This is a genomic window from Streptomyces sp. NPDC052225, from assembly GCF_040679615.1.
In the GTDB taxonomy this organism is placed as follows: domain Bacteria; phylum Actinomycetota; class Actinomycetes; order Streptomycetales; family Streptomycetaceae; genus Streptomyces.
The window spans coordinates 390418-406203 of the sequence record NZ_JBFAVD010000002.1; the positions used below are offsets into that span (position 1 = coordinate 390418).

At 72.8% G+C, this 15786-nt stretch carries 11 protein-coding genes; 8 read left to right on the plus strand and 3 right to left on the minus strand.

Annotation, left to right across the window (positions count from 1 at the left end; genetic code table 11):
• Nucleotide 1 precedes the first annotated feature (1 nt).
• Entirely contained in the window at nt 2-505 is a 504-nt protein-coding gene (locus AB0L37_RS05020; protein ID WP_365500233.1) for a GNAT family N-acetyltransferase, read from the plus strand.
• Between the two features lie 190 nt (nt 506-695).
• On the plus strand, nt 696-1163 hold the full coding sequence (locus AB0L37_RS05025; RefSeq protein WP_365500236.1) for a pyridoxamine 5'-phosphate oxidase family protein: 468 nt from the start codon (nt 696-698) through the stop codon (nt 1161-1163).
• Nucleotides 1164-1226: 63 nt separating this feature from the next.
• On the opposite strand, the gene AB0L37_RS05030 is transcribed toward AB0L37_RS05025, so the two are convergent.
• From AB0L37_RS05030 to AB0L37_RS05040, 3 genes are all read right to left on the minus strand, one after another.
• Complete coding sequence (locus AB0L37_RS05030; RefSeq protein WP_365500239.1) at nt 1227-2837, minus strand: MDR family MFS transporter; 1611 nt, start codon at nt 2835-2837, stop codon at nt 1227-1229.
• Nucleotides 2838-2959: 122 nt separating this feature from the next.
• A complete protein-coding gene (locus AB0L37_RS05035) occupies nt 2960-3598 on the minus strand; it encodes a TetR/AcrR family transcriptional regulator (RefSeq protein ID WP_365500242.1) in 639 nt (212 codons plus the stop codon).
• Between the two features lie 53 nt (nt 3599-3651).
• Nucleotides 3652-4389, minus strand: a complete 738-nt coding sequence (locus AB0L37_RS05040) for a TetR/AcrR family transcriptional regulator C-terminal domain-containing protein (RefSeq protein ID WP_365500245.1) — start codon at nt 4387-4389, stop codon at nt 3652-3654.
• A 135-nt stretch (nt 4390-4524) separates the two neighbouring features.
• Between AB0L37_RS05040 and AB0L37_RS05045 the strand changes: the two genes are divergently transcribed.
• The 6 genes from AB0L37_RS05045 to AB0L37_RS05070 all read left to right on the plus strand — a co-directional run bounded on the left by AB0L37_RS05045 (nt 4525) and on the right by AB0L37_RS05070 (nt 15785).
• Nucleotides 4525-6360, plus strand: a complete 1836-nt coding sequence (locus AB0L37_RS05045) for a glycosyltransferase family 2 protein (protein WP_365500248.1) — start codon at nt 4525-4527, stop codon at nt 6358-6360.
• Nucleotides 6357-7436, plus strand: a complete 1080-nt coding sequence (galE, locus tag AB0L37_RS05050; RefSeq protein ID WP_365500251.1) for a UDP-glucose 4-epimerase GalE — start codon at nt 6357-6359, stop codon at nt 7434-7436. Before AB0L37_RS05045 ends, galE begins: the two co-directional genes overlap by 4 nt.
• Before the next feature lie 11 nt (nt 7437-7447).
• Nucleotides 7448-8776: a UDP-glucose/GDP-mannose dehydrogenase family protein gene (locus AB0L37_RS05055; RefSeq protein WP_365500254.1), complete on the plus strand. Its 1329-nt coding sequence runs from the start codon at nt 7448-7450 to the stop codon at nt 8774-8776.
• Complete coding sequence (locus tag AB0L37_RS05060) at nt 8773-9744, plus strand: UDP-glucuronic acid decarboxylase family protein (protein WP_365500257.1); 972 nt, start codon at nt 8773-8775, stop codon at nt 9742-9744. Before AB0L37_RS05055 ends, AB0L37_RS05060 begins: the two co-directional genes overlap by 4 nt.
• 5 nt (nt 9745-9749) lie before the next feature.
• On the plus strand, nt 9750-11387 hold the full coding sequence (locus AB0L37_RS05065; protein WP_365500260.1) for a right-handed parallel beta-helix repeat-containing protein: 1638 nt from the start codon (nt 9750-9752) through the stop codon (nt 11385-11387).
• 126 nt (nt 11388-11513) lie between these two features.
• On the plus strand, nt 11514-15785 hold the full coding sequence (locus AB0L37_RS05070; protein WP_365500591.1) for an aminotransferase class I/II-fold pyridoxal phosphate-dependent enzyme: 4272 nt from the start codon (nt 11514-11516) through the stop codon (nt 15783-15785).
• Nucleotide 15786 lies beyond the last annotated feature (1 nt).

The window sequence follows — 15786 nt, forward strand, 5'->3', positions numbered from 1 at the left end:
GATGGAACGGACCGACGACGTACGGGTGCGGGCGCGGCGGCGCGACGACATGGCGGCCTGCGCGGACGCGCTCGCGCGGGTGCACGCCGAGGACGGCTACCCCACCAACTGGCCTGCGGACCCGGCGGGTTGGCTGAGGGTGGACGGGATGACGGCCGCCTGGGTGGCGGAGGCCGGGGAGCGGATCGTGGGGCATGTGGCGCTGTCCGCACCGGGCGCGGGAGACGTGGCGCCGGCCTTGACCACCGGCTCCGCGACGGTCGTCGGCCGCCTGTTCGTGGCGCCCGAGGCCCGAGGCCGCCGGGTGGGCGCGGCGCTTCTGGCACGGGCCGCGCGCGAAGCCGCCCGGCTCGGCACCCGCGCGGTCCTCGACGTCGTCACGACGGACGCGGCGGCCGTCGCCCTGTACGAGCGGCTCGGCTGGGAGTTCCTCGGCGCGGGTCAACAGGCCTGGGGACCCGACGAGTTGGTCGCCGTACGGTGTTACGCGGCGCCCCCCGCGTGAGGGTGCTGGGCGTGCCCTACCGCGTGCCGGCGGTTTCCTCGGGCCGCTCCCGCCACAGCGCCGGCTCCTTGCGGCGGGCGAGCCATCACGGCCCGGCCAGGCCGGCACCTCACCCTTCCGCCTGGACGCGGCGGCGGCACCTTTGTCACGCTGCACCACGACCGCACCCGTACCGCATTGAGGAGGCCCCATGTCACAGCCCGCGCCCGCCCGTTCGGTGGAGCAGCGCACGCAGGACACGCTCGACCGGCTGGAGCGGGACGTCGACGCCTGGGTCGCCACGGCCGGGGTCGAGGGCGGCGCGCCGTACATGATGCCCCTGTCGTTCCTCTGGCACGAGGGCGCGCTGTACGTGTCCACGCGCGCGAGCAACCCCCTCGCCCGCAACCTCGTGGCGTCGGGCGCCGTGCAGCTCGGGATCGGGACCACCCGGGACGTGGTGCATGTCGCCGGGACGTGCGAGGTGTTGCACGACGACGAGGTGACGCCCGAGTTCGGGGACTTGTTCGCGCGCAAGAGCGGGTTCGATCCGCGCAAGAGCGACGGGCCGTACCTGTACTTCCGGATCACGCCGGTCCGTGTCCAGGCGTGGCGCGAGGCGAACGAGCTGGCCGGCCGCGATCTCATGCGGGACGGGAAGTGGCTCGTCGGCGGCTGACATGCGCGTGCCCCCGTCGCACGGTGAGCGCGACGGGGGCACGGGACCTGGCGGCGGGACGGGTCAGGCGACCGGCTCCGGCTCCGGCGCCTTGTCCGCGGGGCCGGCGTTCTGCGCGTGCCAGTCGGCGTTGTCGGCGAGCGGCTTCTCCTTCAGGACGAAGGCGAGGACGAGGCCGACGGCGAAGACGGGCACCAGGTACAGGAAGATCGGGACGAGGGCTTCCTGGTAGGAGTTGACGACCGTCTCGCGCAGCTCCGTCGGCAGGGCGCGGACCAGGGCCGGGGTCAGCGAGTCGCTGTCACCGACCTTGGCGGCGGCCTCGGCCGGGATGCTGGTGGCGAGCTTGTCGGTGAGGCGGCTGGCGAACACGGCGCCGACGACGGCGGTGCCGAGCGTCGCGCCGATCTCCCGGAAGAAGTTGTTCGCCGAGGTGGCCGTGCCGACCTCCGAGCCCGGGAAGTCGTTCTGCACGGCGAGGACGAGGGTCTGCATCATCAGACCGACACCGGCGCCGGCGAGACCGACGTACACGCAGACCAGCCAGACCGGGTCCGAGACATCGAGCGTCGACATCAGGTAGGCGACGAGCATGATGATGACCGTGCCGGCGATCGGATAGATCTTGTACTTGCCGGTCTTCGACATGATCGCGCCGGACGGCAGGGCGGTGCCCATGATGCCCACGACCATCGGGATCAGGAGCAGGCCGGACTCGGTGGCCGACTTGCCGTACACCATCTGGAGATACGTGGGCATGTAGCCGACGATCGCGAACATGCCGAGGCCGATCACGATCATGCCGATGAGCGTGGCGACGTTGAAGATCGGGCTGCGGAAGAGGTGGAGCGGGATGACCGGCTCCTCGGCGCGCTTCTCCGCGACGAAGAAGAGCACCCAGGCGACGACCGCGCCGATGCCGAGGCCGATGACGAGCGGGTCGGACCACTCGTACTGCGTGCCGCCCCATGAGGCGAACAGCACCGTGCAGGTGACGGCCACGGCCATCAGGACCGTGCCGAGGTAGTCGAGCGAGACCTGAACGGCCTTGCGCGGCAGCTTGATCGCGACGGCGGCGACGAAGAAGGCCAGGATGCCGAGCGGCAGGTTGACCCAGAACGCCCAGCGCCAGGAGTGCTCGTCGGTGAACCAGCCGCCGAGCAGCGGGCCCACGACGGACGAGAGACCGAACACGGCGCCCATGGGGGCCATGTACTTGGCGCGCTCACGCGGCGGCACCAGGTCGGCGATGATCGCCTGCGACGTGATCATGAGACCGCCGCCGCCGAGGCCCTGGAGGGCGCGGCCCGCGATCAGCGTGCCCATGTTCTGGGCGATTCCGCAGACCACCGAGCCCACCAGGAACAGGGCTATGCCGGCCAGGAAGATGTTCTTGCGGCCCATGAGGTCGCCGAGCTTGCCGTAGACCGGCATGCCGATGGTGGCGGCGAGGATGTAGGCGGTGGTGATCCACGCCATGTGCTCGATGCCGTTGAGCTCGCCGACGATGGTCGGCAGTGCCGTGGACACGATGGTCTGGTCGAGCGCGCCGAGCAGCATGGTCAGCATCAGGGCGCCGAAGATCAGGCCGAAGTTGTGCGGCTTGTCGATAATGTCCTCGGCGGCCGGGCCGGCGCCGTTGTCCATGCCCTCGGTTGCGGGGGCGTGCGTCATTGCGGGGTTCTCCGATGATGGTGTGCGGATGACAAGACAGGGCCGTGCGGCACGGGGAGAGCGGTTGCCGCGTACGGGTACTGCGAGTGGGGGGAGAATCGGGAGGGGCCGGGGCCGCGCGGTTACCGCACGGCGGCCTGCCCGAGCAGGGCGCGGAGCGCGGTGAACGACTCGCGGACGCAGTCGGCGGGCCCGTGCCGGTGGTCGCGCGCCTGCGACCACCGCTTGAGCCCGCTGCGCAGGGTCGCCATGGCGATGCCCGCGAGGAGTTCGGCGGCCTCGCCGTCGGGCGGGGTGCCGGTGCGCCGGGCGATGGTCCCGGCGAGATCGCGCTCGACGGCCTCGCACTGGGTGAGGAAGGTGGCGAGGACGGACGGCACGCCTTCGGCGATGCGCAAGGTGTCCTCCAGCTCCTGGGGGCCGGGGGCGCCCTCCTGGAGGTGGTCGGCGAGCACGTCGCCGAGGTCGCGCAGGACGGCGTCGGTGTCCTGGCCGTGGCCCGCGGCGAACCGGTCGGCGAGGGCGGGCGGCAGGCTGCCGGGCAGGGCGAAGAGGGCGGCTTCCTTGCTGGGGAAGTAGTTGAAGAAGGTGCGGGGCGAGACCCCGACCTCCTTGCAGATCATCTCGACCGTGACGTGCGCGAAACCGAGGTCGCGCGCGAGGCGCAGCGTCGTCGCGTGCAGATCGGCGCGCGTCCGGCGGCGCCTGCGCTCGCGCAGCCCCTCGGCGGGGGCGCTCTGCTGCTGGTCGGAGGGGATCACGGCCGAGATTCTTGCACACCGTGCAAACTTGCGGTCACTGCACCCCCGCCGTGCTACGTGAAGGCGCGCAGCAGTGCGTCGAGCCCTTCGCTCAGGTCCTCGGGGCCGCCCCGCTCCGCCATCAGCGGGGCGCTCTCGCGCAGCCGGGGCAGTTCGCGCGCGGGCAGCCGGTGCAGTCCGAGCCGGAAGGCGGGGTCGGGCTCGTCGGGGTCGTCGTCCATGGCGCGCAGCTCGACGGTGAGCCAGCCGAGCAGCCACGCGGTGAACGCCCGGTGCAGGCGCACCGCCTGACGGTCACTCAGGCCGGCGTCGCGCAGCAGGGCGATGATCCGCTCGTCGGCGCGGAGCACGGCGGCCGGGCGGCGCGCGAGCGGCGTCGACAGGAGCCGTGTCGCCAACAGCGGGACCACATGCGGGTGCCGGAGCGCCACGCCGTAGGCGGCGCGGGCGATCCGGTCGAGCTCCTCGCGCCAGCCGGGGGCCGCCTTCCCGGCGTCGAGGTCGGTCTCCAGCGCGACGAAGAACGCTTCGACGAGGCCGTCGAGGAGCGCGTCCTTGCCGTCGGCGTAGCGGTACAACGCCATGGCCTCGACGCCGAGTTCGGCGCCGAGGCCGCGCATGCTGAGCGCCGAGAGGCCGTCGCGGTCGACGATCTCCAGGGCGGTGGCGAGGACCCGCTCGCGGCTGAGCCTCCCGTAGCGGCCCCGGTCGGCAGCGCGGCGGGCCGGGGCCTCGGCGTTCCCCGGCACTGTGCCCGACGCCTTGTCCGTCTCGGTCCGCTTCTTCGGCATCGTCCGCTCCTCCGGTCTCAGCACGTCACCGCAGTCCGGGAAAGTGCCTCTTGACTCAGCTCCACCATAGGCGCAAAGTCGTACATATACGCCGTAAACATACGACGTCAGCGTACAGCGCAGGAGCGTGCGGCCATGACGCACCGCGAGCCGGTTCCGGCGATCCACCCCGACCCCGCGGTGGCGGCCCACCTGGCGCGCATCTCGGACGGCAACGTCGTACGGATCAGCGCCGAGGGCCCCGTCTTCGGGCGGCCCTGCCGGGTGCGGGCGGTGCGGGCGTCGACCTTCGTGCCGGCGCTCGGCCGCGCGGACCGGGCGGCACTGCTCGCGATCGCGGCGGGCTGGGCGGTGAGCCTGGTCTGGTTCTGGGCGTGGTGGCTGCGGCCCGAGCACCGGGCGGGCTGGCCCGGCCTGATCGTGAACAGTGCGCTGCTGCTGTACCTGACCGGTCTGCCGGCGTACTTCTTCGCCACGGCTCTGCGGCTGCGCACGGTCGACCCGGCGCTCGCGATCCCGTCGCTGCCGGTCGCGTTCGTCGTCACGCGCGCCCCGTCGGAGCCGTGGCCTTCCGCCGTGCGCACCCTGGAGGCGATGCTCGCGCAGGACTTCCCGCACCGCTACGACGTGTGGCTGTGCGACGAGGCGCCGACGCGTGACATCGTCTCCTGGTGCCACGCGCACCACGTACGGGTCTCGTCGCGGCACGGGGTGGGCGCCTACCACCGGCAGGACTGGCCGCGCCGCACCCGCTGCAAGGAAGGCAATCTCGCCTACTTCTACGACCACTGGGGCTACGACGAGTACGCGGTGGTGGCCCAGCTCGACTGCGACCACGTGCCGGAGCCCGGCTATCTCGCCGAGATGGTGCGGCCCTTCGCGGACCCGGCCATCGGCTATGTCGCGGCACCCAGCGTGTGCGACGCCAACGGCGCCGGTTCCTGGTCGGCGCGGGGCCGGCTGCACCGCGAGGCGGTGTGGCACGGCGCCGTGCAGCTCGGGCACAGCGACGGGCTCGCGCCCATGTGCATCGGCTCCCACTACGCGGTGCGCACCCGGGCACTGCGCGACATCGGCGGCCTCGGCCCGGAGCTCGCGGAGGACTTCTCGACGACGTATCTGCTCAACTCGGCAGGGTGGCAAGGGGCGTTCGCGATCGACGCGGAGGCGCACGGCGACGGGCCGCTGACCTTCGCGGACATGGTGACGCAGGAGTACCAGTGGTCGCGCAGCCTCACGACGATGCTGCTCGGCCTGCTCCCCCGGCATCTGGGCCGGCTTCCGATGGCGCTGCGGCTGCGGTTCGCGTACGCGCTGGTGTACTACCCGCTGCTCGGCACGATGATCGTGGCGGGCCTGGTGCTGCCGCCGGTCGCCGTGATCACCGGGCTGCCGTGGATGAACGTCGACTACTTCTCGTTCCTGCTGCACTTCTGGGTGCTGCCGGTGTGGCTGGTGCTCACGCTGGGGCTACTGCGCCGGCGCGGGCTGCTGAGGCCGCGCCGGGCGCCGCTGCTGAGCTGGGAGGTGTGGCTGTTCGCGCTGGCCCGCTGGCCGTTCGTGATCGGCGGGCTGGTGGGGGCGGTGCGTCAGCGGGTGCGCCCGCGCCAGGTCACGTTCAAGGTGACCCCGAAGACCGCCGCCGGTCCGCGGCCGCTGCCCGCCCGCCTCACCGTGCCGTTCGCGCTGCTCGGCATGTCGCTCGCCGCGATCGCCGTGTTCGGCGAACTGACCAGCCCGTCGGCCGGCTATGTGTTCCTGTGCCTGGTCGCGGGGGTGACCTACACGCTGGTCGCGCTGGCACTGCCGCTGCTGCACGTGCGGGAGACGGCGCGCGCCTGCGGTGTCCCCGTCGGGGCGGCGCTCGCCGCCGTGCGGGTCTCGCTGGTGGCGGCCGTTCCCGCGGCGCTGACCGTCGCGACCGCCGTCGTCTTCTACCCGGCCTACGCGGCCGCCGTCCTGGGCTGGTGAGCACCGTGGCCGAGCGCAGCGGTTCCCCTTCGACCGTTCTCGTCACGGGCGGCGCCGGTTTCATCGGCAGCCACGCCTGCGTCGAACTCCTTGACCACGGCTACCAGGTGATCGTGGTCGACGACTACTCCAACAGCTGCCCGCGGGTGCTGCCCCGGGTGGAGCGGATCGCCGGACGGTTCGTCGGCGCCGTGTACGAGCTGGACATCCGTGATCGGCGCGCTCTGTCGGCCGTCTTCGACCGTCACCCAGTGGACGCCGTCGTGCACTTCGCCGCGCACAAGGCCGTGGGCGAGTCGACACGGGTGCCCGTCGCGTACTACGACACGAACGTCGGCGGCACCACCGCCCTGCTGCACGTGATGCACGAACACGGCGTGCGCGACCTGGTGTTCTCCTCCTCCTGCTCGGTCTACGGCGACGCGGGCGAGGGTCCCCTCGACGAGTCCGTCGCCCACCGCCCGACCAATCCGTACGCCTCCACCAAGTCGCTGTGCGAGCGGGTCCTCGCCGACGTGTGCGCGCACGACCCGCGCTGGAGCGTGCTGTGCCTGCGCTACTTCAACCCGGCGGGCGCGCACCCCAGCGGCCTGCTCGGCGAGGACCCGCACGGCACCCCCGACAACCTCTTCCCGTACGTCGCCCAGGTCGCCGTCGGACGCCGGCGTCGGCTGCGCGTCTTCGGCGGGGACTGGCCGACGCCCGACGGGACCGCGATCCGCGACTACCTGCATGTGATGGACACCGTGGAAGCGCACCGGATCGCCCTCGACCACCTCGCCGACTCCCGCGGCCTGAGCGTCTTCAACCTCGGCCGGGGACAGGGGAGTTCGGTGCTCGACGTCGTCGCCGCCTTCGAGAAGGCGAGCGGGATCAGTGTTCCGTACGAGATCACCGGCCGTCGCCAGGGCGACGTGGCCGAACTCGTCGCGGACGCGGGCGCGGTGGCGCGCGCCTGGGGCTGGCGTCCCTCGCGGGACCTGGCCGCCATGTGCCGGGACGCCTGGCGTTTCCAGCAGCTCAACCCCGACGGCTACCGGGGCTCGCCCCGCCGGCCGGGGCCGAAGGACGGTTAAGGAGCAGGGCCATGCGGATGTCAGTCATCGGCACGGGATACGTCGGAACGGTGCACGCCGCGTGCATGGCCGACATCGGTCACGAGGTGCTCGGCATCGACATCGACGCCGAGCGGGTCGCGTCCCTGGCGGCGGGCCGTGCCCCGCTGCACGAGGAGGGCCTCGACGCACTGCTCGCGCGCGGGGTCGACTCGGGCCGCCTTCGGTTCTCGACGTCGCTCGCGGAGGCGGCCGGGTTCGCGAACCTGCACTTCATCTGCGTGGGCACCCCGCAGCGGCCCGACTCGGCCGCGGCGGACCTGCGGTACGTGGACGCGGTCGTCGAGGAGCTCGGGCCGCAGCTGCGCCAGGGCGCCCTGGTGGTCGGCAAGTCGACGGTGCCGGTGGGCACGGCGGCCCGGATCGGGCAGCGGCTCGCCGAACTCGCGCCGGGCGCGGAGGTCGCGTGGAACCCGGAGTTCCTGCGCGAGGGCCGAGCGGTGCAGGACACGATGCATCCCGAGCGCCTGGTCATCGGCGTCGGCTCCGGGCGGGCGGACGCGCTGCTGCGGGCCGTGTACGGGCCGATGCGGCGGGCCGGGATCCCCGTGTACTCCACGGACACGGCGACCGCGGAACTCGTGAAGGTCGCCTCGAACGCGTTCCTCGCCACCAAGATCTCCTTCGTCAACGCGATGGCCGAGGTGTGCGACGCGGCAGGCGCCGACGTCACCGTCCTCGCCCGCGCGATGGGCGCGGACTCCCGCATCGGGCCGCAATTCCTCGACCCGGGGCTCGGCTTCGGCGGGAGCTGCTTCCCCAAGGACATCCGGGCGTTCGCGGCGCGCGCCGAGGAGCTGGGCGCCGGCGAGTCCGTGGCGTTCCTGCGCGAGGTCGACCGGATCAACACGCGGCAGCGGCGGCGCACCGTCGACCGCGCCCGCGAGCTGATCGGCGGCACGTTCACCGGGCGCCGGATCGGCGTCCTGGGCGCCGCGTTCAAGCCGGACAGCGACGACGTACGCGACTCGCCGGCCCTCGCCGTCGCGGCGGCCGCACAGGCGGAGGGCGCCACGGTACGGGTGCACGACCCGCAGGCCCTCGACAACGCCCGCGCCGCGCGGCCCGAGCTCACGTACACCCTGGACATTCCCAAGGCGTGTGAGGGCGCGGACCTGGTCCTGCATCTGACGCAGTGGCCCGAGTACCGCGCGATCGATCCCGCCGCCCTGGCCGATGTGGTCCGCACCCCGGTGATCCTCGACGCCCGCAACAGTCTCGACCCGCGGGCGTGGGGTGCGGCCGGCTGGGCCTTCCGGGCGCTCGGCCGCCCGGCCCGCACCGCAGGAGGTGCGTCATGAGAGTGGTCGTCACGGGAGGCGGAGGGTTCCTCGGCTCCCATCTGTGCGAGGCCCTGCTGTACCGGGGCGACACCGTGTGGTGCCTGGACAACTTCTGCACGGGCACCCCGGCCAACGTCACGCACCTGCTGCCGGAGCCCCGGTTCCGCCTGGTGTCGTGCGATGTGACCGAGCCGTTCGACGTGCCGGGTCCGGTGCACGCGGTGGCGCATCTGGCGAGCCCGGCGTCGCCGCCCGACTACCACCGGCTCCCCCTGGAGACCCTCGCTGTGGGCAGCCGGGGCACGGAGTACGCGCTCCAACTGGCGCTGCGTCACGACGCCCGGTTCCTCCTCGCGTCGACGAGCGAGTCGTACGGCGACCCGGAGGTGCACCCGCAGCCGGAGGAGTACTGGGGTCATGTGAACCCCGTCGGACCGCGCAGCGTCTACGACGAGGCCAAGCGGTACGCGGAGGCGCTGACCATGGCGTACCGCCGCTCGGGCGGCGCGAACACGGGCATCGTGCGGATCTTCAACACGTACGGTCCGCGGATGCGTCCGCACGACGGCAGGGTCGTCTCCACGTTCCTGCGCCAGGCGCTCACCGGCCGCCCGCTGACGATCTTCGGCGACGGTTCGCAGACCCGCAGTTTCTGCTACGTGGACGATCTCGTCCGGGGTCTGACGGCGATGCTCGACTCGTGCGCCGAGGGTCCGGTGAACCTGGGCAACCCGGGTGAGTTCACGGTCCGGGAACTGGCGGACCTGGTCCTGAAGGTGACCGGTTCGGCGTCGCAGGTCGAGTTCCGGCCGCTGCCGGTGGACGACCCGACGCGGCGGCGCCCCGTCATCGACCGGGCGCGGGCCGAGCTCGGCTGGGCGCCGTCGGTGTCCCTGGCGGAGGGCCTTCGCCGCATGGTCGCCTGGTCCCGGGCGCGGTCCCGGGCCCAGGAGGTGCCCTCGGCCCGTGAGCCCGTGAAGGTGTGAGGGCGATGCGCGGCGCGGCTCTGGGTGCGGCGGTGGGGGTGGTGGCCCTGGCCGTCACGGCGGCGGGCTGCGCCTCCACGCCGCACTACGTGCCGCCCGCGCACACGTACTACGTCGCCGCGGACGGGAACGACGCGTCCGACGGCACGGCGCCGGACTCCGCGTGGCGCACCCTGGAGCGGGCGGAGCGGACGAAGCTGGAACCCGGTGACCGGCTGCTGCTGGAGGGCGGGACACGTTTCCGCGGCTCGGTGACCGTCGGGCGGGACGAGGCGGGAGACGCTGCACGGCCCGTCGTGATCGGCTCGTTCGGGACGGGTCGGGCCACGGTCGTCTCCGTCGCCGAGCCCGCCGTGTCCGTGCACGACACGAGCGGCGTGCAGGTGCGCGACCTCCTGCTGCGCGGGTCGCGGGCGTCCCGCGCGCACGACGCGGGGGTGAACCTCTACAGCGACCTGCGCGACGGGTCACGCCCCGCCGGGATCACGGTGTCCGGTGTGGACGTCTCCGGCTTCCGGGTCGGCCTCGCCGTGGGTGCGTCCCCGCACGGCGTCGGCTTCCGTGACGTGACGGTGCGTCAATCCGTGCTGCACGGCAACAAGGACGCGGGCCTGCTGACCTACGGCCCGGACTACAAGCCCGCGCGCGACGTCTACGCGCACGAGGACCTCACCCTGGACTCCGTTGCCGCGTACGGCAATCAGGGCGATCCGACCGCGCACGACCGGCACACCGGGGACGGGATCGTCGTCGGCTCGGTGCGCGGCGCGACGCTGCGGCACGTCGACGCGCACGACAACGGCGCCCGCGCGGCGAGCGATGCCCCGGAGGGGCCGGTCGGCGTGTGGACGTACGACGCGACGCGGGTCGTGATCGAGGAGAGCGTCTCCTACCGCAACCACACCGGGTCGACCGTCGACGGCGCCGGGTTCGGGCTCGACTCGAACGTGTCGCACTCGGCGCTGCGCCGCAACCTGGCGTTCGACAACGACGGCCCCGGCTTCTACGCCTACCAGCGCTGGCAGAACGGCGCCCACGCGCACAACACGATCAGCCACAACATCAGCGCCGACGACGGGCGGGCGCTGCCCGAGCACGGCGCGCTCGCCGTGTACGGCACGGACATCCACGAGCTGGCGGTCGTCCAGAACACGGTGCTCCTGTCGCTCTCCCCCGCCGGTCCGGGGCCGGCGCTGCGGTTGCAGCCCGGCGAGCACGGCGTCGCCGTCCGCAACAACCTCTTCGTCACCGAGGGTGTGCCGCTGGTCTTCGCGGACCCGGGACTGACCCGCTCGGACGTCGTCCTCCAGGGCAACGACTACCGCTCGGTGGAGGGCGGTTGGCAGGTGGGGTGGGGCGCGGACACCTACGGTTCGCTGACCGCGTGGCGGGAGGGCACCGGTCAGGAGATGGCCGGCGGCCAGGCCACGGGGCTCGACGTCGACCCGTGTCTCGCCGGGGGCGCGCTGCCCGCGATCCTGTCCGTGGCCGACGCGCCGCGCACCATCCCCTACTGCCCCGCCCTGGCCGCCCAAGGTGTCGAACTGCCGCTGCCCGACCAGGCCCCCGCGGCCGGTTCCGTCGACTACTTCGGACGTACGGTGACCACTCCGCCGCAGGTCGGAGCGGTGATCCCGCGCTGAGATGCAGCCCTCGGGCAGCCGTGCCTACGATCGAGTACGGAGCGAGACCCAGGACCGACGCCTCGAACGCCACCCGGTGTCCCGGACGCAGGGAGGCGACTGCCCGTGCTGCGAGCACATCGGCTCATGGGCCTGTATGCCGCCCTCGTGGCGGCCGCCACCGTCGTCTACCTGACCGTCCCCGCGGCGCACGCACCCCTGTGGTCGGCGATCGGCCTCGGCTCCGTCGTCGCGGTCCTCGCCGGGGTGCGGCTGTACCGTCCCGCGCACCGCTGGCCCTGGTACGTCCTGGCCGGCGCGCTGGCCACCTTCTGCGCCGGAGACACGTACTACAACGCGCAGGAGCAGTACTTCGCCGCGTCGAACCCCTTTCCTTCGCCGTCCGACGCGTTCTATCTGCTGACGTACCCGCTGTTCGCGATCGGGCTGTTCGGGCTCGTGCGCTACCGGTGGGCGGGGCGTGACCTGCCGGCGCTGCTCGACGCGATGATCCTGACGGCGGGGCTCGCGCTGCCGGTGTGGGTGTTCCTCGTGCAGCCGCTGACCCTCGCCGACGACATGACGTGGCAGCAGCGCGCCATCAGCGTCGCGTACCCGCTCGGCGACGTCCTGGTGCTCGCCCTGCTCGCCCGGCTGCTCGCCTCGGGCCCGGGGCCGCGCGGCAACCGCTCCGTGCAGCTCCTCGTGGCCGGCACCCTGACCCTGCTCTGCTTCGACATCGCGTACGGGATCCTGCAGCTCAACGGAGCCTGGCAGGCCGGGACGCTCCTGGACGCCGGCTGGATCGTCTTCTACACCGCGTGGGGGCTCGCGGGGCTGCACCCCTCGATGGCGGAGCTGACCGCGCAGGCACCGCAGCCCGCGCTGCTGCCCGCCCGCCGACGGGTCGTGCTGCTCGGCTTCGCCACGCTGATCGCGCCCGCCGTCCTCCTGTACGAGGCCCTGTCGGGAACGACGCACGACGGTACGGCGATCGCCGCGTTCAGCGCGCTGCTGTTCCTGCTCGTCCTGCTGCGCCTGGGCGGCATCGTCGTCGCGCACCGCACGGCCGTGGCGCGGGAGCTGGCGCTGCGCACCGCGACCGCGTCCCTGGTGTCGGCGCTGGACGCGCGGGAGATCGCGGCGGTCTGCGACACGGCCGTCGGCACGCTCTTCGGTCCGGACACGCCGCACGCCTCGACGCTGCTGCCCGCGGTGCCCGCCACCGACGCGCCCACGGGGCTGCACGAGTCGACGCGGATGGTGCCGGTCGAGGAGCTGGGCCCCGAGGCCGCGTCCCGGCTGCGCGGGCTGCCGACGGCGCTGATCTGCCCGATGGTGCCGCAGGACCGGCCACCCGGCGGGGATCTGCCGGGCGTCCTGGTGGCGGCCGGGCCTCCGAAGGAACTCGGCGAGATTCAGGGCCCGTTGGAGTCCCTCGCCGCGCACGCGGGGCTCGCGATGGAGCGGATCGGCCTACGCCAGGAGATCATCAAGCGGGAGAGCGAGGCGTACTTCCGCACCCTCGTGCGCAACGCGTCGGACGTGATCCTCATCGTCGACGAGGACAACACCGTCCGGTACGCGAGCCCGTCGGCGAGGGCCGTCTTCGGCGGCGTCCAACCCGTCGGCGCCGTCCTGCCCGACTTGGTGGGCCCGCGCGACCGGGAGCGCGCCACGCAGGCGCTCGCGGCGCTGCGCGTGGACGGCGCCCCGGAGACGCACGACCACTGGTGGGTCACGCAGAACGGTGGGCGCACCGAGGTGGAGGTGCGGTGCAGCGATCTGCGCGACGACCCGACCGTCGGCGGCATCGTGGTGACGCTGCGCGACGTGACCGAACAGCGGCAGCTGGAGCAGGAGTTGACGCAGCGGGCGTTCCACGATGCGCTGACCGGGCTGCCGAACAGGACGCTGCTGCTCGAGCGGGTGGAGCGGGCCCTGCTGCGCAGCCGCCGCGAGCCCGCCCTGACGTGCCTGCTCTTCATCGACCTCGACGACTTCAAGCTGGTCAACGACACCCTGGGGCATCCGGCGGGTGACATGCTCCTGATGGCCGTCGGCGAGCGGCTGGCAGCGACGCTGCGCCGCTCCGACACGGCGGCCCGGCTCGGCGGCGACGAGTTCGCCGTCCTGATGGAGGACGCCCGCGACCCGGTCGACGCGGAGCTGCTCGCGGCGCAGATCCTCCAGACGCTCAGCCGCCCGATCCGGCTCCTGGAGGACGCGGTGAACGTCTCCGCGAGCGTCGGCGTGGCCACGGCCCTGGACAGCTCCAACGCGGACGAACTGCTCCAGCACGCCGACCTCGCCCTGTACGCGGCGAAGGCGGCGGGCAAGCGGCAGTGGCGGCGCTTCAAGCCGCCGCTGCACGAACGGGTCGTGCAGCGCCACGCGTTGCAGGCCCGGCTCGACGAAGTGGTCAGCAGCGGCGGCTTCGGCCTGCGCTACCAGCCGGTCGTCGACCTCACGACGGACACCGTGGTCGGGTTCGAGGCGCTGGTGCGCTGGCCGGACGACCCGCGCGGCACGGTGCCACCGGAGACGTTCGTGGCGCTCGCCGAGGAGACCGGGCACATCGCGTCGCTCGGCGCGTGGGTGCTGCGCAACGCGGCGGCCGGGGCGGCGCGCCTCCAGGCGGTCGCGCCGGAGAACCCGCCGTACGTGAGCGTGAACGTCTCGGCGCGCCAGTTCCGCGAGGCGGACTTCGTCGACCAGGTGAAGGCCGCGCTCGGCACCCCCGGCCTCGCCCCCGGAACACTCCAACTGGAGCTCACCGAGACCGTGTTGATGCGGCGCGACAAGCAGATCGACTCGGTGGTGCAGGCCGTCAAGGACCTCGGGGTGCACATCGCCGTCGACGACTTCGGCACGGGCTTCTCCAGCCTGCGCTATCTGCGCGAGTTCCCCATCGACGTACTGAAGATCGACAAGTCGTTCATCGACGACATCGCCTCCGACGCCCGGCAGGTCGCCCTCGTCGAGGGCATCGTGCGCATCGCCCGCACGCTGGGCCTCGGGGTCATCGCCGAAGGCATCGAGGACTCCGCCCAGCGGGACCTCCTGGCCGCCATGGGCTGCCGGTACGGGCAGGGATATCTCTTCGCCCGGCCCCTCACCCCCGAGCACGCCGCGGCGCTGCTCGACCGCCCGCCACCGAAGGAGACGAGGACCATGAGCGACACGGCACCTCCGGGCGTGCGGCGCGATCCGCGCTGGGGGGACCTGGAACGGCTGCGGCGCACCAACCCGATGAGCGACGCGGTCCTCGACGAGGTGCGCGGCCGGCACATCCGCAGCGGCGACCACTGGCTGATCGACTTCGCGTCCTGCAACTACCTGGGCTTCGACTGGGACCCGGAGATCATGGAGGCGATCGGCCCTGCGGTCAAACAGTGGGGCACGCACCCGAGTTGGTCGCGGCTACTCGGCTCGCCGCGCCTGTACCCGGACATCGAGGAGCGGCTCGCGGAGCTGCTCGGCGCCCCGGACACGCTGGTCCTGCCGACGGCGACGCTGATCCACGCCTCGGTGATCCCGGTCCTCGCGGGCCAGGGCCAGGTCTTCGTCGAGGCCACCGCGCACCGCACCGTGTATGACGGCTGCGTGGCCGCGCGCGGCCAGGGCGCGACGCTGCACCGCTTCCACGAGGAGCGGCCCGACGAGCTGGAGCGGCTGCTGCGGGCGGCGCCGCCCGGCGTCTCGCGCCTGGTCTGCGTGGACGGCGTGAACAGCATGAGCGGCAACCTGCCCGACCTGCCGCGCCTCGCGCGCCTGTGCCGGTCGTTCGACGCGACGCTGTACGTCGACGACACGCACGGCTTCGGTGTGATCGGCGAGCGCGGCGCCACGGAGCCGTGCCCGTACGGCTCGCGCGGCAACGGCGTCGTCCGGCACCTCGGCGAGACGTACGACGGGATCGTGCTGGTGGGCGGGTTCTCCAAGGCGTACTCGTCGCTCCTGGCGTTCCTCGCGCTGCCGACCTGGCTCAAGGACCACCTCAAGACGTCGGCCGCGCCGTACCTCTACTCGGGCCCCTCGCCGACCGCGTCCCTGGCGACGGTCCTGGCCGGGCTCGACGTGAACGAGAAGCGCGGCGACACGATCCGCGCCGACCTGTACGCGAAGACGAAACGCGTCCTCGGCCATGTGAACGCCCTCGGCCTCGACACCCTCAACCGTGACGAACTCCCCATCATCGAGATCCCGTTGGGCCGGGCGTCCGACGTGGACGCGGTGGCCCGCTTCCTGTGGGACAGCGGCATCTACGTCACCGTCGCCGCGTACCCCCTCGTCCCGCACGACCGGGTCGGCTTCCGCGTCCAGCTCACCGCGCTCAACTCGGACGAGGACATCGACCGGCTCAACGCGACGCTGACCCGCCTCAAGGAGCGGTTCGCGCTGCGCGAGAGGGAGTGAA

Excerpts from the sequence above, each read along its gene's own strand:
- AB0L37_RS05065 (WP_365500260.1), top strand. The coding sequence starts at position 9,750 with ATGCGCGGCGCGGCTCTGGGTGCGGCGGTGGGGGTGGTGGCCCTGGCC.
- AB0L37_RS05045 (WP_365500248.1), top strand. The coding sequence starts at position 4,525 with ATGACGCACCGCGAGCCGGTTCCGGCGATCCACCCCGACCCCGCGGTG.
- AB0L37_RS05060 (WP_365500257.1), top strand. The coding sequence starts at position 8,773 with ATGAGAGTGGTCGTCACGGGAGGCGGAGGGTTCCTCGGCTCCCATCTG.
- AB0L37_RS05030 (WP_365500239.1), bottom strand. The coding sequence starts at position 2,837 with ATGACGCACGCCCCCGCAACCGAGGGCATGGACAACGGCGCCGGCCCG.
- AB0L37_RS05040 (WP_365500245.1), bottom strand. The coding sequence starts at position 4,389 with ATGCCGAAGAAGCGGACCGAGACGGACAAGGCGTCGGGCACAGTGCCG.
- AB0L37_RS05070 (WP_365500591.1), top strand. The coding sequence starts at position 11,514 with ATGGGCCTGTATGCCGCCCTCGTGGCGGCCGCCACCGTCGTCTACCTG.
- AB0L37_RS05025 (WP_365500236.1), top strand. The coding sequence starts at position 696 with ATGTCACAGCCCGCGCCCGCCCGTTCGGTGGAGCAGCGCACGCAGGAC.
- AB0L37_RS05020 (WP_365500233.1), top strand. The coding sequence starts at position 2 with ATGGAACGGACCGACGACGTACGGGTGCGGGCGCGGCGGCGCGACGAC.
- AB0L37_RS05055 (WP_365500254.1), top strand. The coding sequence starts at position 7,448 with ATGCGGATGTCAGTCATCGGCACGGGATACGTCGGAACGGTGCACGCC.